22 protein-coding genes are annotated in these 19,951 nt (G+C 60.8%); 12 read left to right on the top strand and 10 right to left on the bottom strand.

The window, feature by feature from the left end; genetic code table 11:
- The first annotated feature begins 5 nt into the window (after positions 1-5).
- From ftsY to ACQY1L_RS16370, 3 genes are read left to right on the top strand one after another with little or no spacing between them, the layout of a single operon-like run.
- Entirely contained in the window at positions 6-1,382 is a 1,377-nt protein-coding gene (ftsY, locus tag ACQY1L_RS16360) for a signal recognition particle-docking protein FtsY (protein ID WP_430241801.1), read from the top strand.
- Between the two features lie 55 nt (positions 1,383-1,437).
- Positions 1,438-2,088 (top strand): septation protein A, encoded by a 651-nt coding sequence (locus tag ACQY1L_RS16365; RefSeq protein WP_062462334.1) that lies wholly within the window; start codon positions 1,438-1,440, stop codon positions 2,086-2,088.
- 8 nt (positions 2,089-2,096) lie between these two features.
- Positions 2,097-2,672 carry a DUF2585 domain-containing protein gene (locus tag ACQY1L_RS16370; protein ID WP_430244014.1) on the top strand — a complete coding sequence of 192 codons (576 nt, stop codon included), beginning with the start codon at positions 2,097-2,099 and terminating at the stop codon, positions 2,670-2,672.
- A gap of 36 nt (positions 2,673-2,708) precedes the next feature.
- On the opposite strand, the gene ACQY1L_RS16375 is transcribed toward ACQY1L_RS16370, so the two are convergent.
- From ACQY1L_RS16375 to ccmA, 5 genes are read right to left on the bottom strand one after another with little or no spacing between them, the layout of a single operon-like run.
- The gene (locus ACQY1L_RS16375; RefSeq protein WP_430241803.1) at positions 2,709-3,323 is read right to left on the bottom strand and encodes a DsbE family thiol:disulfide interchange protein; all 615 of its coding nucleotides are present in this window, start codon (positions 3,321-3,323) and stop codon (positions 2,709-2,711) included.
- Positions 3,320-3,505, bottom strand: a complete 186-nt coding sequence (ccmD, locus tag ACQY1L_RS16380) for a heme exporter protein CcmD (RefSeq protein ID WP_113165685.1) — start codon at positions 3,503-3,505, stop codon at positions 3,320-3,322. Before ccmD ends, ACQY1L_RS16375 begins: the two co-directional genes overlap by 4 nt.
- 1 nt (position 3,506) lies before the next feature.
- Positions 3,507-4,289, bottom strand: coding sequence for a heme ABC transporter permease (locus ACQY1L_RS16385; protein WP_430241806.1), 783 nt, complete (start codon positions 4,287-4,289; stop codon positions 3,507-3,509).
- 40 nt (positions 4,290-4,329) lie between these two features.
- A complete protein-coding gene (gene ccmB, locus ACQY1L_RS16390) occupies positions 4,330-4,989 on the bottom strand; it encodes a heme exporter protein CcmB (RefSeq protein ID WP_430241808.1) in 660 nt (219 codons plus the stop codon).
- Positions 4,989-5,633: a heme ABC exporter ATP-binding protein CcmA gene (gene ccmA / locus ACQY1L_RS16395; protein WP_430241810.1), complete on the bottom strand. Its 645-nt coding sequence runs from the start codon at positions 5,631-5,633 to the stop codon at positions 4,989-4,991. The genes ccmB and ccmA overlap by 1 nt, the downstream gene beginning before the upstream one ends.
- A gap of 281 nt (positions 5,634-5,914) precedes the next feature.
- On the opposite strand from ccmA, the gene acnA reads away from it, so the two are divergent.
- From acnA to ACQY1L_RS16415, 4 genes are all read left to right on the top strand, one after another.
- Positions 5,915-8,608: an aconitate hydratase AcnA gene (gene acnA / locus ACQY1L_RS16400; protein ID WP_062462356.1), complete on the top strand. Its 2,694-nt coding sequence runs from the start codon at positions 5,915-5,917 to the stop codon at positions 8,606-8,608.
- Positions 8,609-8,834: 226 nt separating this feature from the next.
- The gene (locus tag ACQY1L_RS16405) at positions 8,835-9,572 is read left to right on the top strand and encodes a sulfite exporter TauE/SafE family protein (RefSeq protein ID WP_209902338.1); all 738 of its coding nucleotides are present in this window, start codon (positions 8,835-8,837) and stop codon (positions 9,570-9,572) included.
- Between the two features lie 177 nt (positions 9,573-9,749).
- Complete coding sequence (locus ACQY1L_RS16410; RefSeq protein ID WP_062462362.1) at positions 9,750-10,517, top strand: DUF1223 domain-containing protein; 768 nt, start codon at positions 9,750-9,752, stop codon at positions 10,515-10,517.
- A gap of 326 nt (positions 10,518-10,843) precedes the next feature.
- Positions 10,844-11,233 carry a DUF2794 domain-containing protein gene (locus ACQY1L_RS16415; RefSeq protein WP_192085694.1) on the top strand — a complete coding sequence of 130 codons (390 nt, stop codon included), beginning with the start codon at positions 10,844-10,846 and terminating at the stop codon, positions 11,231-11,233.
- 6 nt (positions 11,234-11,239) lie between these two features.
- Here ACQY1L_RS16415 and ACQY1L_RS16420 read toward each other — a convergent pair whose 3' ends face one another.
- The 4 genes from ACQY1L_RS16420 to ACQY1L_RS16435 all read right to left on the bottom strand — a co-directional run bounded on the left by ACQY1L_RS16420 (position 11,240) and on the right by ACQY1L_RS16435 (position 16,074).
- Positions 11,240-11,797, bottom strand: a complete 558-nt coding sequence (locus ACQY1L_RS16420; RefSeq protein WP_430241813.1) for an N-acetyltransferase family protein — start codon at positions 11,795-11,797, stop codon at positions 11,240-11,242.
- Positions 11,798-11,920: 123 nt separating this feature from the next.
- On the bottom strand, positions 11,921-12,667 hold the full coding sequence (locus ACQY1L_RS16425) for a Bax inhibitor-1/YccA family protein (RefSeq protein ID WP_062581634.1): 747 nt from the start codon (positions 12,665-12,667) through the stop codon (positions 11,921-11,923).
- 156 nt (positions 12,668-12,823) lie between these two features.
- Positions 12,824-15,367 carry an ABC transporter permease gene (locus tag ACQY1L_RS16430; RefSeq protein ID WP_430241815.1) on the bottom strand — a complete coding sequence of 848 codons (2,544 nt, stop codon included), beginning with the start codon at positions 15,365-15,367 and terminating at the stop codon, positions 12,824-12,826.
- Positions 15,364-16,074, bottom strand: coding sequence for an ABC transporter ATP-binding protein (locus tag ACQY1L_RS16435; RefSeq protein WP_430241817.1), 711 nt, complete (start codon positions 16,072-16,074; stop codon positions 15,364-15,366). Before ACQY1L_RS16435 ends, ACQY1L_RS16430 begins: the two co-directional genes overlap by 4 nt.
- A 75-nt stretch (positions 16,075-16,149) precedes the next feature.
- Between ACQY1L_RS16435 and ACQY1L_RS16440 the strand changes: the two genes are divergently transcribed.
- The 4 genes from ACQY1L_RS16440 (at position 16,150) to ACQY1L_RS16455 (ending at position 18,258) form a co-directional block, all read left to right on the top strand.
- Positions 16,150-16,800: an arylesterase gene (locus ACQY1L_RS16440; RefSeq protein WP_430241819.1), complete on the top strand. Its 651-nt coding sequence runs from the start codon at positions 16,150-16,152 to the stop codon at positions 16,798-16,800.
- A gap of 66 nt (positions 16,801-16,866) precedes the next feature.
- The gene (gene thpR, locus ACQY1L_RS16445) at positions 16,867-17,454 is read left to right on the top strand and encodes an RNA 2',3'-cyclic phosphodiesterase (RefSeq protein WP_092659293.1); all 588 of its coding nucleotides are present in this window, start codon (positions 16,867-16,869) and stop codon (positions 17,452-17,454) included.
- Positions 17,455-17,468: 14 nt separating this feature from the next.
- Entirely contained in the window at positions 17,469-17,792 is a 324-nt protein-coding gene (locus ACQY1L_RS16450) for a 4a-hydroxytetrahydrobiopterin dehydratase (protein ID WP_430241821.1), read from the top strand.
- A 64-nt stretch (positions 17,793-17,856) separates the two neighbouring features.
- Entirely contained in the window at positions 17,857-18,258 is a 402-nt protein-coding gene (locus ACQY1L_RS16455; RefSeq protein WP_062462639.1) for a YkvA family protein, read from the top strand.
- Between the two features lie 18 nt (positions 18,259-18,276).
- Here the strand turns inward: ACQY1L_RS16455 and ACQY1L_RS16460 are convergent, their stop codons facing one another.
- On the bottom strand, positions 18,277-18,840 hold the full coding sequence (locus tag ACQY1L_RS16460; RefSeq protein ID WP_062462388.1) for a sigma-70 family RNA polymerase sigma factor: 564 nt from the start codon (positions 18,838-18,840) through the stop codon (positions 18,277-18,279).
- Between the two features lie 417 nt (positions 18,841-19,257).
- On the opposite strand from ACQY1L_RS16460, the gene ACQY1L_RS16465 reads away from it, so the two are divergent.
- Positions 19,258-19,785 (top strand): invasion associated locus B family protein, encoded by a 528-nt coding sequence (locus ACQY1L_RS16465; protein WP_062462391.1) that lies wholly within the window; start codon positions 19,258-19,260, stop codon positions 19,783-19,785.
- Positions 19,786-19,951: the final 166 nt, after the last annotated feature.

Raw genomic sequence — 19,951 nt, forward strand, 5'->3', positions numbered from 1 at the left:
TTCTTATGGCACTGAGTTTCATCAAACGCGTCTTCACCTTCGGCGACGTCCCCCCCGAACAGCAGGTCGAAGATCGCGCTAAGGAACCGATAACAGAAGCGGAAGCCGTCCGGGCGGAGCTGGAACCAAAGACGCGCGCGGAAGACCTGCCTGTCGCCGCCATCGATCCGGTGGCTGCGATCGAGATGGAGACTGCCGGCGGACCGGCGTCGGATGCGCCTGCCGATATGGCTGGCGTCGAAGAGCCCCTTTCTGAGCCCGCCGCAGAGGACGACATTGCCATTCTCCCGGGTGTCGAGGAAACCTCCGAACTAGGCATCGTGCCGCTGTCGCTGCTCGAAGCCGAAGCGGCGGCAGATGTTGATTCCGCCCCGCTGCCGGCGCCCGTTCTTCCCAGGGGCTTTTCCACTGCCAGTGCGGCACCGGAAACCGTCACCATCGTACCGCCGGCCAAACTCACCTGGTTCCAGCGTCTGCGCGAAGGTCTGTCAAGGACCTCGTCGCAGCTCACCGGCCAGATCGCGGCGCTGTTTACCAAGCGCAAGCTGGACGACCAGACGCTCGAGGATCTCGAGGACCTGTTGATCCAGGCCGATCTCGGCGTCGAGACTGCAATGCGGATCACCGGCACGCTGTCTTCCGAGCGCTACGGCAAGGACGTGACCGGCGAGGATGTGTCGCGCATCATGTCGGCGGAGATCACCAAGGTGCTGACGCCGGTCGCCAAGCCGTTGCAGCTCGATCTCAGTCACAAGCCGCATGTCATTCTCGTCGTCGGCGTCAACGGCACCGGCAAGACGACGACGATCGGCAAGCTTGCGGCGAAACTTTCGGGCTCGGGGCTGAAGGTGATGCTGGCCGCCGGCGATACGTTCCGTGCCGCTGCCATCGAGCAGCTGAAAATCTGGGCCGACCGGACGGGATCGCAGTTCATCGGCACCAAGCTTGGCGCTGATGCGGCAGGCCTTGCCTATGACGCTTTCGAGCAGGCGCGCGCCAACAAGTCGGACGTGCTGATCATCGACACCGCCGGCCGGTTGCAGAACAAGACAGAGCTGATGGCGGAACTCGAAAAGATCGTTCGCGTGCTGAACAAGCTCGATCCGGACGCGCCGCATACGGTGCTGCAGACGCTCGATGCGACGACGGGCCAGAACGCGATGAACCAGGTCGAGATCTTCCGCAATATCGCAGGCGTCAGCGGTCTGATCATGACCAAGCTCGACGGCACCGCGCGCGGCGGTATCCTTGTCGCGATTGCCGCCAAGCACAAGCTGCCGGTCTATTTCGTCGGCGTCGGCGAAGGGGTCGACGATCTCGAGCCTTTCGAGGCCAAGGATTTCGCCGAAGCGATTGCCGGGCTGGCGCCCGCGCCGCATTGATGGCACACAGAAACGAATTTGCTCCAGGCAATCACTGGCTTTGATGTTGGACCCCATGCAGACGATTGAAAGCGACACCAAGCCGACCAAGGAAGAAAAGCAGCATCCGGGCCTGAAAATGGCGCTGGAGCTCGGGCCGCTCCTGGTGTTCTTCTTCGGCAACCTGCGCGGCGAATGGCTGGTGCAGAAATTCCCGGCGCTTTCGGCCGTCGGCGGCCCGCTTCTGGTGGCAACCGCGCTGTTCATGGTCGCCACGGTGATCTCGCTGGTGATCTCCAAGATCGTCTTCAAGCACCTGCCGGTCATGCCCTTCGTCTCGGGCGTGGTGGTCATGGTGTTCGGATCGCTGTCGATCTGGCTGCAGGACGAGACCTTCATCAAGATGAAGCCGACCATCGTCAACACGCTGTTCGGCGTGGTGCTGCTCGGCGGGCTTTTCTTCGGCAAGTCGCTGCTCGGCTATGTCTTCAATGCCGCCTTCAGCCTGAATGAAGAGGGCTGGAGAAAGCTCACCCTGCGTTGGGGAATCTTCTTCCTGTTTCTCGCCGTGCTCAACGAAGTGGTCTGGCGCAATTTCTCCGACGAGGCCTGGGTCAACTTCAAGGTCTGGGGCACGATGCCGATCACCATCCTGTTCACCCTTTCGCAGATGCCGCTGATCATGCGCCACTCCGTCGAAGAGCCGAAATCAGGTTCCGAGGTGTGACTGCCGGGGTGCTGCCCTCCAGCGGTTCATCCGGACGGCGCTGGCTTGTCGCAGCGCTGGCGCTGTTTGTGGCGCAGATCGTCATTCTCTACGCGATGGGCCGCATTCCGATCTGCGAATGCGGCTACATCAAGCTGTTCGAGCCCGATGTGAATTCGTCAGGCAATTCCCAACATTTGGGGGACTGGTATGTGCCGTCCCACATCATCCACGGATTTTTGTTCTACGGGCTCGGCTGGCTGATCCTGCGCCGCGCGCCTATTCCTGCTCGGTTCTCGCTTGCCGTCCTCATCGAGGCCGCATGGGAGATCGCCGAAAATTCTCCTGTCATCATCGACCGCTACCGGACCGCAACGATGGCGCTAGGATACTCAGGCGACAGCATCATCAACTCGGCGATGGATACGGTCTTCATGGCCCTCGGCTTCCTGTTTGCCGCACGCGCGCCAGTCTGGCTCACGGTGTGCATCGCACTGGTCTTCGAACTCTTCACCGTCTGGCTGATCCGCGACAACCTGACACTCAATGTGCTGATGCTGGTCTGGCCCGTGGATGCGATCAAGGTCTGGCAAAACGCGCTGTGAGGCGTTGAGCAAGGTTCAGGATCCGCAAGCGCTCATTCAGCCTTTGCCTGCTGCCGCTTTTTCGATGGCCGGTAGCAGATCCTGGGTAACGCTGCGGGTGTCGAAGGGGCCGACCTTTTTGTAGAGGATCGTGCCGTCGGGGCCGACCAGATAGCTTTCCGGAATGCCGTAGACGCCCCAGTCGATCGCGGACTTGCCGTTCGGATCGATGCCGATCGCCTTGTAAGGGTTGCCGAGCTCGCCGAGGAAGCGCAGCGCGTTGTCGTTGCGGTCCTTGTAGTTGATGCCGACGATGGTGAGCCGGCTGTCTTCTGCCAGTTGCTTGAGGATCGGGTGTTCCTGCCGGCAGGGGACGCACCAGGAGGCAAAGACATTGACCAGCGTCAGCTTGCCGAAAATGGCCGATGAGGTGAGTGCCGCGGTCCTGGACCCTTCGAGGGGCGGGAGCGCAAGGGATGGGGCTTTCCTGCCAATGAGGGCTGACGGAATGGACGAGATGTCGCGGCCGTTGACATCCTGGTCGTAGAGCATCTTGCCGGCGACTGCGGCAAAGCCTGCGAAAGCAAGAAGCGGAATGAGCGCGAGGGCATAACGGGCAAGACCGCGGCGTTTCGGCTGGATGCCCTGCGAGGACGAGGGTTCGGCGCTCATGCCTGGCCGCCTTCCGGCGCCTTGGCCGGCGCCGTTGCCGAGCGGCGGCGGATGCCGGTGGCCTCGAGCTGCGCAAGTTCCCTTCGGCGGGCGCGGCCATCGAGCCAGACCCAGCCGATCAGACAGAGCGAGATGAGGCCGGCAATTCCATAGGACATGGCGATATAGAATGTGTGGCTCATGTCAGGTGCTCTTCTCGATGGTCATGCCGGGCTTGTCGCCGGCCATTCTTGCGGCCATCCGGCGCTGCGCGGAGACGCGGCGGCGCCAGATCTCGTTGCGCATGGCGGCGATATGCAGGGTGAAGAACAGCATCGTGAAGGCCAGTGCCATCACAAGCAGCGGCCGCAGGAAAGACCCGTCGATGCTCGATCCGCCCATGCGGATGACGCTTGCCGGCTGATGCAGCGTGTTCCACCAGTCAACCGAGAACTTGATGATCGGAATATTGACGAAGCCGACCAGAATGAGGATGGCGCAAAGGCGGGCGGCCTTGCCCGGATCATCCATGGCGCGGTTGAGCGCGATCAGGCCGAGATACATCAGGAACAGCACGAAGACGGAGGTGAGCCGCGCGTCCCAGACCCACCAGGTTCCCCACATCGGCTTGCCCCAGAGAGAGCCTGTGGCAAGTGCGATCAGCGTGAAGGCGGCGCCGAGCGGGGCGGCGGTCTTGTGGGCAACGTCTGCCAGCGGATGGCGCCAGACCAGCGTGCCGATCGCCGAAAGCGCCATCACCGTGTAGCACATCATCGACAGCCATGCCGCGGGCACGTGCACATACATGATGCGAACCGTCAGCCCCTGCTGATAGTCGCCTTCGCCGGCAAAGCTCAGATAGAGGCCTGCTGCAAATAGAATCGCGGTCACCGCCGACAGCCAGGGCAGGACGCGCGACGCCAGGCCGAGAAACCGGGTCGGGTTGGCGAGATCGCTGAGTTTGGTGATGGCAAGGCTTTCGGACATCTGGGTTTTCTATTTCAGGACGAGAAGAGGTTCCATCTAATCAATCGCCGGCGTTTCGCAAAGCGAGTGCCGCGCCAAGCGGTCCAAGCACTGCAAAAAACATCGTGATTGCCACCAGTATCAGAAAAGGTGGCAGGAATGGAGCGGGATCCTCCACCGCCGCATAGGAGGCGCTGACCCCGAAGATCAGCACCGGCACGGCAAGCGGAAGGACGAGGATCGAGACAAGCAGCCCGCCGCGGGGAAGGGTCACCGCAACAGCTGCGCCGACGGCGCCGATGAAGGTGAGGGCCGGCGTGCCGACCAGAAGCGTCAGCATGGTGGCGCCGATCGCCACTTCGTCCATGTTCATGAAAAGGCCAAGCAGCGGCGAGGCGATGACCAGCGGCAGGCCGTTGCCGATCCAGTGGGCGAGGCATTTGACAAGCACGGTCAGAACCAGCGGATGTTCCTGCATTAGCATCACGTCCAGCGATCCATCCTCGCGGTCGGTCTGGAACATCCGGTCGAGGCCGAGCAGGGCGGAGAGAAGCGCTCCGATCCAGACGATCGCCGGACCGATTCGAGACAGCAGGTTGAGATCGGGACCAACACCGAAGGGAATGACGGCGACAACGGTGATGAAGAACAGGACGCCGATCAGCGCGCCACCGCCGGCACGGACGGAAAGCTTCAGGTCGCGCAGGAGGAGAGCGGTCATCACCAGACCTCCTCGGCGATACCGGTAAAGCCGGCCATCTTCAGTTCCTGCGCGTTCTCCAGTCCGAGCGGTTGGTGGGTGGCGCCGATCAGGATGCCGCCGTTTCGGAGATGTGATTCGATCAGCCCGGTGAACACGCGTTCCGCACTCACGTCGAGGGCTGCGGTCGGTTCGTCGAGGATCCAGACCGGCCGGAAGGAGACGAGAAGCTTGGCAAATGCCATGCGGCGCTGCTGGCCGGCGGAAAGATATCCGAACGGCAGATGGGTGATGTCGCCAAGCCCGACCGCATCGGCCGCTTCGTCGACAGAAAGAGACTCGCCCTGCGGCGAATGGCCGAAAAACTGCTGCCAGAATGTCAGGTTTTCATACACTGAAAGTTCGGCTTTCATGGCATTGCGGTGGCCGAGGTAATGGCAGGCTTCTGCTGCCCGCATGCCCTTGTCAGCAGTCTCTGCCTGCCATGTGACGGTGCCGCTTTCGGGGCGCAGGAGGCCTGCCACGACGCGCAGGAGCGTGGATTTGCCCGATCCGTTTTTCCCCGTCAGAACAAGGCTTTCGCCGCGAGACAATGCGAAGGACACGCCCTGGAAGATCAGATCTTCGCCGCGCCGGGCGCTCAGATTTTCGGCAATCAGCCGCATATGGTCTATGCCTTTTCGGGCCGGATTAAGCCTTCGATCACATCGCTGCCAAAAAATGTTTGGCGACCTGCGTCAAAGTGTCTGGAACGCTTCTTAGAAATTATCTATAAGCATCGCAACACGCCAGCGGCCGGCGTGATTTTCATCTAGCGCCGAACTTGAGGATCTTCAAAAGTCCTTTCGTGCGGACAGCGGAAATGGTCGTACCCGCATCCTGATGTGCATGAAGTGCATAGGCGTCCGCACGCGCGTGTTGGCTCTTACATCAGCGGGGTTTATCCGTGGCTAAATCTGTCGACAGTTTCAATTGTCGCTCCGTCCTTACCGTAGGCGGTAAGGACTATGTCTATTACAGCCTTCCGAAAGCCGAGCAGAATGGTCTGCCGGACGTTTCCAAGCTGCCCTTCTCGATGAAGGTTCTGCTTGAAAACCTGTTGCGCTTCGAAGACGGAAAGTCCGTTACCAAGGACCAGATCCTGTCGGTTGCCGAATGGCTCAACAACAAGGGTCTGGCCGAGGCTGAGATCGCTTATCGTCCAGCCCGCGTGCTGATGCAGGACTTCACCGGCGTTCCGGCAGTCGTCGATCTCGCAGCCATGCGCGACGGCATCAAGGCACTCGGCGGCGATCCTGAAAAGATCAACCCGCTGGTTCCGGTCGATCTCGTCATCGACCACTCGGTCATCGTCGACGAATTCGGCACGCCGACCGCTTTTGCCCGCAACGTCGAGCTCGAATACGAGCGCAACGGCGAGCGCTACCGCTTCCTCAAGTGGGGCCAGCAGGCGTTCAAGAATTTCCGCGTCGTTCCGCCCGGCACCGGCATCTGCCACCAGGTGAACTTCGAATATCTCGGTCAGACGGTCTGGACCAGTGAAGAAGACGGCGAAACCGTCGCGTATCCGGACACCTGCGTCGGCACCGATTCGCACACGACCATGATCAACGGTCTCGGCGTTCTCGGTTGGGGCGTCGGCGGTATTGAAGCGGAAGCCTCGATGCTCGGCCAGCCGGTCTCGATGCTTCTGCCTGAAGTCATCGGCTTCAAGCTGACCGGCAAGCTCAAGGAAGGCGTTACCGCGACCGACCTCGTGCTGACAGTCGTGCAGATGCTGCGCAAGAAGGGCGTGGTTTCCAAGTTCGTCGAATTCTTCGGCCCAGGCATGGACAACATGCCGGTCGCAGACCGCGCGACGATCGGCAACATGGGTCCGGAATACGGCGCAACCTGCGGCTTCTTCCCGGTCGATGCCGAAACCGTCAGCTACCTCCACATGTCCGGCCGCACCAAGGAGCGCATCGCGCTCGTTGAAGCCTATTCGAAGGCTCAAGGCATGTGGCGCGACACCGATGGTGCCGAGCTGGTCTTCACCGACACGCTGGAACTCGACCTCAACGACGTCGTGCCTTCGATGGCCGGCCCGAAGCGTCCGGAAGGTCGCATCTCGCTCGAGAACATCGCCTCCGGTTTTGCCGGTTCGATGGACACCGACTACAAGAAGCCCGGCCAGCTTGAAAACCGCTACCCAGTTGAAGGCACGGATTACGATCTCGGCCATGGCGATGTGGCGATTGCCGCCATCACGTCCTGCACCAACACGTCCAACCCGTCGGTGCTCATCGCTGCTGGCCTTCTCGCCCGCAACGCAGTCGCCAAGGGTCTGACGTCCAAGCCTTGGGTCAAGACGTCGCTTGCACCGGGATCTCAGGTTGTTGGCGAATATCTCGCCAAGTCCGGCCTGCAGGATTCGCTCGATGCGATCGGCTTCAACCTCGTCGGCTTCGGCTGCACGACCTGCATCGGCAATTCCGGTCCTCTGCCGGCGCCGATCTCCAAGACGATCAACGACAAGGGCCTGATTGCCGCCGGCGTTCTCTCCGGCAACCGCAATTTCGAAGGCCGTATCTCGCCTGACGTCCAGGCCAACTACCTGGCTTCGCCGCCGCTCGTCGTCGCTTACGCGCTGGCCGGCTCGGTACGCAAGGACCTGACCACGGAACCGCTCGGCATCGGCAGCGATGGCCAGCCGGTATTCCTCAAGGACGTCTGGCCGACCTCCAAGGAAGTCCAGGAGTTCATCCAGAAATACGTCACCCGCGAACTGTTCGAGAGCAAGTATGCGGACGTGTTCAAGGGCGACGAGAACTGGCAGGCAGTCCAGATCCCTGACGGCGACACCTATGCATGGGACGACAAGTCGACCTATGTGCAGAACCCGCCGTATTTCGTCGGCATGGGCAAGACGGGAACCGGTCTCAAGAACATCCACGGCGCACGCGTGCTTGGCCTGTTCGGCGACAAGATCACCACCGACCACATCTCGCCGGCCGGTTCGATCAAGGCTGCTTCGCCAGCTGGTGCCTACCTCTCGGAAAACGGCGTCGCCGTTGCCGACTTCAACCAGTACGGCACGCGTCGCGGCAATCACGAAGTCATGATGCGCGGCACGTTCGCAAACATCCGCATCCGCAACCACATGCTCGGCCCGAACGGCAAGGAAGGTGGCTACACCATCCACTATCCGTCCAAGGAAGAGATGTCGATTTACGATGCGGCCATGAAGTACAAGGATGAAGGCACGCCGCTGGTCATCTTCGCCGGCGTCGAATACGGCAACGGCTCCTCGCGTGACTGGGCTGCAAAGGGCACCAATCTGCTCGGCGTCAAGGCGGTCATCGCGCAGTCGTTCGAGCGTATCCACCGCTCCAACCTGGTCGGCATGGGCGTCGTTCCCTTCGTCTTCGAAGAGGGCGTGACCTGGGCCTCGCTCGACCTCAAGGGTGACGAGACGGTCGAGATCGTCGGTCTCGAAGGCGATATCAAGCCGCGCGAGTGGAAGATCGCAAAGATCACCTATGGCGACGGTTCGGTGAAGGAAATCAACATCCTCTGCCGCATCGATACGCTGGACGAGGTGATCTACATGAACAACGGCGGCATTCTGCAGACCGTTCTTCGCGATCTGGTCGCTTAATAAAAATCCTCCACCCGCCGGTCAGACCGGCGGGTGGACATTCTTTGACGGCGATCGGCTCACCCGCCTGGATGTGCTTTTCGCAAGACTTCGTCAGCCCAAATTCCTGGGCTGGAGAACCGGTTTTCCGACCCTGCATGTGCCGGGTCGCTCAATTCCCCTGACCAGCACGGGGATGCGGTGGTGAGCATTTTGCCTTGGCCACCGACGTTAAGGTCTTCATTCCTTGTCCCTCATCATTTTTATCGGCATGGCCGTTACGGTTTTCCTGACGTCGCTTCTGTCTGGGATTTTCGGCATGGCGGGCGGGCTGATCCTCTTGTGGGTCCTGCTGTTTCTCTATCCGGTCGGCACCGCCATCGCGATCCAGGGCGTCATCCAGATGGTCTCCAACGGATCCCGCGCCTGGTTCTCCCGTGCCTATATCGACTGGAAGATCCTCTCGATCCTGTGCTCTGGTGTGGCGGTTTCGGCCCTCATCCTGTTTCTGACGAGCTATACGCCAAGCCTGATCGTGGTCCTGATCGGTGTCGGCCTGATGCCTGTTCTCGTCTGGATACCGGTCAACAGGCTGCAGCTCGATGCGTCGCGTCCCTCGCATGCGTTTTTGGCTGGACTGCTGTCGGGTGGGATGACGATCAGCGTCGGCGTGGCAGGTCCGACGGTCGATATCTTCTTCATTCGCACCGAGATGGACCGGCGCAAGGTCATCGCCACCAAGGCGTCGATTCAAACGATCTCGCATCTGGCAAAGATCGCCTTCTACTGGGATGCCGCTTCGAACCTTCCGACCGTCGACATGGTGGCGGTGCTGATCGCCGCGCCGATCGCCATCCTGGGCGCTCGGGCGGGCAATGGTATCCTGCAAAAGATGACGGACGCCAATTTTCGGAGCTGGACCCGATGGGTGGTGACCGGCGTCGGCGCGGTCTACCTGACCCAGGGATTGCTGAGCTTTTTCTAACAGGCGGAACGGGCCGGACACGCGATCGCAGAGAGCGATCACATGTCGGATCCTCACCCGTTCGTGACTTCCTCTTGAACCGGTGCCGCGGTTACTTATCCGGCGTCCCACCGTTATGGCCTTGATTGCCCCTCGCAATCGTGGATAACAAACAACCTATCAAAGGGTTTGCCATTCATGCTGCTTCGTTTTCGCTCCATGGTCCTCGTTGCCGGTCTGCTGATAGCAGGCTCGGCTTCGGCAGGGGAATCGAAGGCCCCGAAGGGCGTCGTGGAACTGTTCACCTCGCAGGGCTGTGCCTCCTGTCCGCCTGCGGACACCACGTTCAGCCAGCTTGTGGCCCAGGGCGACGTCGTGGCGCTGTCCTATCACGTCGACTACTGGAACTATCTCGGCTGGACCGATACGCTTGCCTCCAAAGAGAATACCGAGCGTCAGTACGGCTATGCCAAGACGATGGGCCGCAGCGGCGTGTACACGCCGCAGGCCATCATCAACGGTCGCGACCATGTCAAAGGTACGGACCTGGTCGGCATCAACTCCAAGGTCGATGGTATGCGCAGCAAGGGAGAGGGGCTGGTTGTTCCCGTCTCGGCTGCCATGCACGGAGACGAGATCGAGATCGAGATCGGCGCCGGCAATGCACAGATACCGGCCGAGGCCGAAGTCGTCGTCGCCTACTTCACGAAGAAGCAGCAGGTCGAGGTGACGAAGGGCGAAAACAGCGGCAAGAACATGGATTACTGGCATAGCGTCTACGACGTGCAGTCCGTTGGCATGTGGAACGGCCAGACCATGTCGCTGAAGCTGCCAGGCAAGCTGATGGGCAAGTCCAAGAAGGACGGTTGCGCAATCCTGCTTCAGGCATCGGGCCCGAATGGCGAGCCGGCCGAGATCATCGGCGCAACAATCCTGATGGCCGGGCGCAAGAAGCTGGACGACTGACAGGGCATACCAACACCGCTCACCAGCAAGCTGGTCGCGGAGCGCCGCGCGCTCATTCTTTTCGACGGGAAGTTTGTTGGCGGCCCGGTCCAAATCCACTGGGGGGCTGGGGGTAAGGGTCAGCGAACCGAACCGGGCCAAATGGCGCTAAAGAACGCGCCAAACCAACATCTGCAATCTCGCTTGCAATTCGGGCGCTGTTTTGACCGAAATACGGCTTTCTCAGAAAACATCGCGGCAGCCGGTAACCTGGTATGGCAGCGTTGCAATTTCTAAAATGTCGGGGCACACTGTCACTGCTTTGACATCTATGATTGGGAGTCTTGATGACCGATCAGCCTGAATTTCCGAGGGGCCACCGGCCTCACGATGCTGCCGTCGTCGTCAATCTCAGCGAATACCGACAGAGCCTCGATCCTGCGCCCGTGACGTTTCACCGTCGAGAGCTCGACTCCATCCTGTGGATCTATGGTCGGATGGTGGGCGAGGGCGAGTGGAAGGATTACGCGATCGACCACCTGAAGGACAAGGCCGTCTTTTCGATCTTCAAGCGATCGGGCGAGATGCCGCTGTTCAGGATCGAGAAGAACCCCAAGCTTGCCAACAAGCAGGGTGCCTATTCCGTCATCAACACGAACGGCGTGATCCTGAAGCGTGGTCACGAGCTGCCACAGGTGTTGAAAGTGTTCGACAAGGCGCTGAAGCTCATCGACTGAACTGGTTCACTCGGTGAACAGCGAACCGGGATAGACCGTCGGGTCAGGCGGTGTATCCTTAGCCTCTCCGAGTGCGATCTGCATCAGGACCGTGTCCAGCCACTGACCGTGCTTGAAGCCGGTGCCTTTCAGCGTACCGGTCATTTCGAAGCCTAGGCTCTTGTGGACCGCGACGGATGCGGGGCTTGCGCCACCGATCACGGCCACCATCTGGCGAAAGCCGAGCGCTGTGCAGCGGCTGAGCAGTTCCTGCAGCAGTGCCTTCCCGGCACCCTTTCCACGCGCCCCCGGAGAGAGATAGATCGAATCCTCTACCAGCCAGCGATAGGCCGGCCGCGTGCGGAAGGCGGATGCATAGGCATAGCCGATGAGGACGCCGGCGTCGTCGATGGCGGCGATGTAAGGATAGCCCTTCTCGCGGATGGCGTGGAAGCGCGCGGTCATCTCTTTCAGATCAGGCGGGGTGATCTCGTAGCTTGCGGTGCCGTTCAGCACACTGTCCCGGTAGATGGCCGTGATGGCGGGCAGGTCGTCGGTTGTGACGTCGCGAAGGTGCTGGGGCATGGCAGGACTTGGGGCTTGAGGTGAGGCAGCAAGCCTATGACGCAGCCTCCCGGCGGGCAACAAAAAAGGCGACCTTGCGGCCGCCTTCTTGTTTGTCGTCTGGTCTGTCTTCCACTTCGTGGATCAGTTGTTACGGTTGCCCATGAACTGAAGCAGGAAGGTGAACAGGTTGATGAAGTCGAGGTAGAGCGTCAGGGCGCCCATGATCGCCTTGCGGCCCATGACCGTCGCATCATCCGCGTCGTAGTACATTTCCTTGATCTTCTGCGTGTCGTAGGCGGTAAGGCCTGCGAAGATCAGCACGCCAATCGCGGAGATCGCGAAGCCGAGTGCCGAAGACGCCAGGAAGATGTTGACGATCGAGGCGATGATCAGGCCGAACAGGCCCATGATCAGGAACGAGCCCATTGCCGACAGGCTTCTCTTCGTCGTGTAGCCGTAGAGCGACAGAGCGCCGAACGAAGCTGCGGTCACGAAGAACGTCTGCACGATGCTCTGGCCGGTAAAGACCAGGAATATCGACGACAGCGAAAGACCCATCAGGGCAGCGTAGCCCCAGAAGGTTGCCTGGGCGGCGCTTACGCTCATCTTGTTGATCCTGAAGCTCAGGAAGAACACGACGGCGAGCGGCGACAGCATCACGACCCAGCGCAGCGGGCTTGCAAACAGCAGCTGGCCGAAGGGGGTCAGCTGGCCATCGGCGACGGCCATCTGCCAGGTCGCGAATGCCGCGATGCCGGTGATTGCCAGGCCGAGTGCCATCAGGTTGTAGACCTTGAGCATATAGGCGCGCAGGCCTTCATCGATCATCGCACCGGACTGCGCACCCGTCTGGGCGGCTCGGTTTTGATAGTTGTTGAAGTCAGCCATAGTATCCTCTTCAAGCTCCGGAATTTGTCACGGTGTCGGGCCCTAACGGTCAGACCCAGGCGCCGCTGCGGAGCCCAGCAAGCCTACCATCAAATATGAGGCGATAACCACGCCTATACAAGGGGGAAGAGACGCAATGGATCCCAAAGCTCCCGATCACAATTCCCGGAGGACCGGCGCCGCCTTCTGGCCGAGCACCCGCCATGTGCCGATAAGCCCGATGCCGACGGTCAGCACCAGCGAGGCCACAACCGTTATGATCGCCACATCCGGCAGGAAGGTCGAGGGAAGGCGCATGATGCGCGACACGATGAACCAGGCGGATACGCCGCCGGCCAGAAGCGCAAACACGGCGGTGGCGAAGCCGAGGATCATGTATTCGTAGCTAAAGGCACGAATGAGCATGGATCTCGTTCCGCCCAGCGTCTTCAGGATCACGGCATCGTGGGTACGGGCGCGGTTTCCGGCCGCAAGCGCCCCGGCAAGCACCAGCACCGAAGCGATCAGCGCCACGGCGGCAGCTGCCCGGATCGCGGTTGCCAGCTGGCCGATCAACTGATCGACGATATCGATCGCATCCTTGACCCTAACACTCGTGATGGTCGGATAGGCATTGCTGACGGAGCGCAGGATTGTCGCTTCCTGCTGCGCCGTTGCCGATGGATCGGTGAGGGTCGCAAGCCAGGCATGCGGCGCGCCGCGGAACGTGTTGGGCGAGAAGACCATGACGAAGTTGATGGACAGCGATTCCCATTCGACGTTGCGGAAACTGGAGATCTTGGCGGTGATGTTGCGGCCGAGCACGTTGACGGTGACGGTATCGCCGAGTTTCAGTCCGAGTTCGCCTGCCTCTTCCGCCGAAAACGAAACGAGAGGCTCGCCGTCATAGTCGGCCGGCCACCATTCACCCTGCGTTAGGGTCGAGCTTTCCGGCTTGTTCTTGGCGTAAGTGATGCCGCGATCGCCGCGCAGGACCCAACGGCCCTTTGCCGGAACATTCATCTGACTGACATCCTGACCGTTGAAGGCGAGGATGCGACCCCGCAGCATCGGCACCTCGAACAGCTTGGCGCCGGGCGCCTGCTCCTGCAGCAGCTTGCGGAAACCATCGACTTCGGCACTTTGGACGTCGACGAAGAAGAAGTTCGGCGCGTTGCGGGCGATGTTGCCGGTCAGCTGGCTGCGCAGGTTGCCGTCGATCAGCGCCAGCGTCACCAGGAGTGCCAGACCGAGGCCGAGCGAGAGCACGACCGAGGGCGTCAGGGCGCCGGGACGGTGGATATTGCCGAGCGCCAGCCTCAAGGCCGGCGAACTGACGCGCGGAGCCCGACGGGCAAGCCACGAGATGAGCGCTGCAACCAGCCGCAGCAACACGAAGGCGCAGGCGACTGCGCCGAGGAAGACCGAGGCGACGAAGTGATTTTCGGACGAGAAGATCGCAAGGACCGCAAGGGCGGCGAGTGCTGCGCCTGCGGCTGCCAGATACGGCCAGGATGGAAGCCGGCCCGTGTCGAAACTCTGTTCTCTGAACAAAGCTGTGGCAGGGACCTCTCGCGCGTGTCCAAGCGGCAGAATGGCGAAGGCAAAGGTGATCAGCAGACCGAACAGGGCGGCAAGCCCAAGCGCAGACGGATAGATGTTGATGCCATCCGGTACCGGAAGCACGCCTTCGAGAAAGCGCAGTGCCACGATGGGCGAAACGGCGCCGATGACGAGGCCGGCCAGAATGCCGATCACTGCCAGAACCATGATCTGGAACAGGTAGATCAGCGTGACAACAGTTGCGGGTGCGCCGAGGCATTTGAACGTGGCGATCGTTGTGCGTTTCGCATCGAGGAAGGCCCGCACGGCGTTCGCCACGCCGACACCACCGACGATCAGCGCGGTGAGGCCGACCAGCGTCAGAAACTGCGAGAAGCGCTCGACGTTTTCGGTAAGCGACGGGGCTGCGCGGTCGCTGCTTCGGATCGACCAGCCGGCGGCCGGGAACTCTCGGTTGGCGCGATCGGCCAACCCGGCCCGGCTGGCAGGATCACGCAGCTTGATCTTGTAGGCGTGTTCGACAAGGCTGCCGTTTGCCATCAGGCCCGACGCCTGCAGCGCTTCCCGGCTGACCATCAGGCGGGGCGCAAAGCCGAAGCCATCGGACACCGCGTCCGGTTCCGACGCGATCGTGCCGCGCAGGACGAGCCTGATATTGCCGAGCAACAGTTCGTCGCCGGTCTTTATGCCGAGGCGCTCGAGCAGAAGCGGTGCGGCCAGCGCGCCGAAGGTCTCGCCCTGTTTGGCGACGAGTTCCTGCAGGGGCGCGGCTGGCTCGGCCTTAAACTCTCCGTAGAGTGGATAGGCGCCGTCGACGGCCTTGACCTCGACCAGCGCCTGTTCGGATCCATCCGGCTTGCGGGCCATGGAGCGAAGGCCGGTTGAGACAGACATCTCGCCGAGCCCGCTCAAGAAGGCGCGTTCCTGTTCGGTCGCTTCGCGGTTGTTCAGCTCAAAACGAATATCGCCTGCAAGCAGTTGCTGGCCCTGGCCGGCAATCGCCTCGGTAATGGCGCGCGAAACGGAATTGACGGCGGCGATGGAGCCGGTGCCAAGGGCGATGCAGGCGAGGAAGATGTAGAAGCCGCTGAGGCCGCCGCGCATTTCCCGCAATGCCAGGCGCAGTGCAATTTTCAGCCGGGGGACCGCGACCATCATACGGATGCGACCTGAACGGCCGGAGCGCCTGCTCCGTCGTCGATGATTTCGCCGGAGCGGACGCGGATCTGGCGCGAGCAGCGGGCAGCGAGCGAAATGTCATGGGTGACGAGGATCATCGTCATGCCGCGCTCGGCCTGCTTGGAAAACAGAAGGTCGGCGATCTGGCGCCCGGTCTCGGTATCGAGATTGCCGGTCGGTTCGTCCGCGATCAGCACGGCGGGCGAGGGGGCGAGTGCGCGGGCGATCGCCACGCGCTGCTGCTCGCCGCCCGAGAGCTGGCCGGGATAATGGTGCAGGCGTTCACCCAGGCCAACGGCTGCCAGCTCGCGGCGGGCGATCTCGAACGGATCTTTCGCATTCGCAAGCTCCAGCGGGACTGCGACGTTTTCGAGCGCGGTCATGTTGGCGATCAGATGGAAGGACTGGAAGACGATGCCGATATTACGGCCGCGGAAATCCGCCAGCGCATCTTCGGAAAGGTTGTGAAGCGCCTGGCCGTTAATGACGATCTCGCCGCTGTCGAGGCGTTCGAGGCCGGCCAGCACCATCAGCAGTGTCGATTTGCCGGAACCGGAGGGACCAACGATGCCGACCGCTTCTCCTGTGTCGACGTCAAGATCCATGCTCTTCAAAACGTGAACGGATGCCGCCGCGCTGCCGAGGGTGAGATCGGCTTTTCGCAGCGTGATGATGGTTTTAGTCAATGCAGACCGTCCTATATAGGCTTCAAGAGCAATTCATGCCGCGCTGCGGTTAAGCCCAAATCTAGGAGACCGATCGTGCGTTTTAAAGCAAGACCGCTTCAATTCCTCGTCATGATACTGGCAGCACTGACCGCAGCCCCGGCTTTTGCCCAGGACAAGACCCTCCAGATCGTCGGTTTTGGAGACAGTCTGATGGCCGGTTACCAACTGGCGCCGGCAGAATCCTACACCGCCCAGCTCGAGGCAGCGCTGAAGGCGAAGGGCCTCAATGTGGCGATCAACAATGCCGGCGTGTCCGGCGATACCAGTTCCGGCGGGCTTGGACGCATCGACTGGTCGGTTCCAGATGGCACTGATGGCGTGATCCTTGAGCTTGGCGCCAACGATGCGCTGCGCGGCATCGCACCCGAGCAGACGGAAAAGAACCTCGATGCGATGATCACGCGGCTGAAGGCGCGCAACATCGCGATCTATCTGGTCGGCATCATGGCGCCGCCGAACATGGGCAGCGACTATGCGCAGAAGTTCAACCCGATCTACGAAAGGCTCGCCAAGAAACACGCGCTGCCGCTCTACCCGTTCTTCCTTGATGGCGTGACCAGGGTTGCCGGAATGCAGCTCGAAGACGGCATGCATCCGAACGCAAAGGGTGTCGCGGCCATGGTCGAAAAGAGCCTTCCTTCGGTCGAAGCCTTCCTTGGGGACATCGGTAGTCAGCAAAAATAATATCTTGCGCGGAAGCGAGTTGCATGTTCCGCTGTTAGCATCTGCAAAAGATTCGAGGAGGTCCCTATGCCGAGACTTTTCATCGCCCTCGAAGTTCCACGCAATGTCGCCATGAGCCTGTCGCTGCTCCGTGGCGGCATCCCCGGCGCACGGTGGATCGATGTGGAGAACTATCACATCACCCTTCGCTTCATCGGCGACATCGACGGACGGACCGCAGACGAGATCGTCGACCGGCTGGACCGGATCGACCGTCCGGAATTCCAGCTAAAGCTGACAGGTATCGGTTCGTTCGGGTCCAAGAAGCCGCATTCGATCTTTGCCGGTGTCTCCCCGTCGCCCGAACTTCACGCGCTGCAGGGGGAAACCGAGCGGATCTGCCAGCGTCTCGGACTGGCGCCGGATCCGCGGAAATTCACGCCGCATGTCACTCTGGCACGTCTCAAACACTGCCGACTCGATGAAGTCGTACATTACCTTTCAGGGCGCGGGAATTTTCACACCGCGCCCTTTGTCGTTCCGCGTTTCGTGCTGATGTCTTCCAAGGAATCCTGCGGTGGCGGGCCCTACCTGACGGAGGAAATCTTCCCGCTGCGCGAGCTCAGCTACGGCTATGCCCAGGACGAGATGGAAACGGCCGAGCACCGTTTCTAGTCTATGGCGAAGGTATGCTGATGGCTTATGAGGTGCTGGACAGAGAAGCCATCGAGCGCGAGATTTCCACTCTCGATGGCTGGACGATCGGCCCTGATGGCGACGCGATCACGAGGAGCTTTGTCTTTGCGTCGTTTCGCCAAGCCTTCGGGTTCATGGCGGAATGCGCGTTGGTGGCTGAAAAACTCGACCATCATCCGGACTGGTCCAACAGCTATTCGCGAGTCGAGGTGCAGCTCACCACGCATGCGAAGAAGGGACTGACAGATCGTGATTTCAAGCTGGCGCGAGCCATGGACGAGGCATTTCGCGCACGGATCGTCACGCCCCGGAATTGAACTTCATACCGGCATTCCCATATGCTGATGCATTGAAGCGAGCATCTGGAGTGACGGAATGAGCGTGGATGACGTCAAGATCGGCGAGATCCTTCTGCCCGGCGACGAAAAAACGCAGGATCGCCGGGAAAAGCAGGTGCGTGCCAGGTTCTGGCCGACGATGCGGCGAGCCGCGCGGCAAATTCCATTCAGCCGCGATCTGGTCGCCGCCTATTACTGCGCCGTGGACCGAAAAACACCCTTGCGCGTTCGCGGGACCTTGCTGGCAGCGCTTGCCTATTTCATTCTCCCCATCGACATCGTCCCGGATTTCTTTGCGGTCGTCGGGTTCAGCGATGATATCGCGGTTCTTGCTGCGGCCCTGCGCATGATCCAGGGCCATATCAACGACGGACATTACGACGCAGCAGACAGCGCGCTTGCCGATCACCCCGATATTGCAGCCGGAATGAAGACGAGCGGCTGATCCGGCCGCCCCGCCGCTTCAGTTCGGTGAAGTCTCTTCCAGTGCTCGCCGCAGGCGCTCGAACGCCAGCCTGATGCGCGACTTTACGGTGCCCAGCGGAAGCCCGGTCGAAGCGGCGATTTCGGAATGGGACTGACCCAGGAAAAAGGCGGCCCGCACCAGCTTCATTTGCTCGTCCGGAATCTGAGAAAGGGCATCACGGACCCGCTCGTCGCGCTCCTTGCTTTCAAACAGGGTGTCGACGCCCGGTACCTCCGCCAAGGCAAGAAATGTCTCCTGGCCGTCAAACTTGCGGTTTCGGGCGCGGCGCTTGGCATCGATGTGGCGGTTTCGTGCGACCCGGAACAGCCAGGTCGACAGGCTTGATCTTGCGGGATCATAGAGGCTGGCACGATGCCAAAGGATGGTCATGACATCCTGGACGAGTTCTTCTGCCTCGTCCGAATTCATGCCGCGCTTCATCAGCCAGGATTTCAGGCGTGGCGCGAAATGATCAAAAAGCGCAGTGAACGCGTCTTGATCACGCGTTGCAGCCACTGCCCTGACCAGGCGGGCGAAGCGGTCTCTCTCGTCCCCTAGCATCTAACCGGCAGTAGGCTTTCTTTGTGAGTAGGCGTCAGCTTTGCGACTATCCTACCGTATCGGTAGAAAAACGGGTAGCGGTTTTAAGCAGGATTTATACGTAGTTTCAAAGTGCTGCGGCCTGCGTCATCGGACGGACAAACTCTTGCCCAAATCGTTGTTGAGTGATGCGCCCAGAAAACCCGACGTCTGGAACGGGCATCATCAAACTCAACCCTGCGCCGCATTCGACCACATCCCGGTTCACTACATATTCAGCATCCAACCGATAGTGTTGACTCTTTGGTAACCGGAATGAAGTCAAAATGGGACCCGACCGTTGGGACGCCGCATATGACGCCCAGACATGACGCCGAGAAGGCATGTCCGTACTGGCCCGGCTCGGGCCCTTGAAATTACGAAAATTGGCAGGAGATCATGGCCGCTAGAACCGTCGCAATCGCATTGGCGCTTACTCTCGCCGGAATTGGCGCAGGACTTGGCGCCGGCACGGGTACCGCTTCCGCCCAGACGCCGAACCGCATCCAGCAGTTCAAGGCGTGGGGTGCGTATTCCTACAAGCAGGGCGCGGCTACGGTCTGCTACGTCTTGTCCGTCCCGACGACCAAGGAGCCTGCAAGCGTCGATCACGGCGATATCTTCTTCATCGTGTCGCAGCGCCCGGGCCAGAACATCTCCTACGAACCGCAGGCGATGATGGGCTACACGATGCAGACCAATTCCAAGGTCACCGTGACGATCGACAACAAGAACTTCACGATGTTCACCAAGGACAAGGCCGCTTGGGTCGAGAACGCCGCCGAAGAACCGGCTCTCGTTGCAGCGATGCGCACCGGTCAGAAGATGAGCGTCAGCGCCGTATCCGGTCGCGGCACCAAGACGTCCTACGCCTATTCGCTGCAGGGCATTTCAGCGGCTCTGAAGCAGGTCGAATCCTGCAAGTAAGCAGAGATTGCCACTACCGCATTGGAAGGCCGGTCATCGACCGGCCTTTTGCGTTTGACGAAGAATAGTGACGTGGCGTCGTTTTGATGATAAAGCGCCCGTCAAGATTAGTCCTGCGCGACCGTTCCTCGAAAAGTCGCTTACCCGGGACGCCATGATTTCACAG

Origin of the sequence: Neorhizobium sp. DAR64862/K0K3 (assembly GCF_050500185.1) — a bacterium.
GTDB classification, from domain to species: Bacteria; Pseudomonadota; Alphaproteobacteria; order Rhizobiales; family Rhizobiaceae; genus Neorhizobium; species Neorhizobium soli.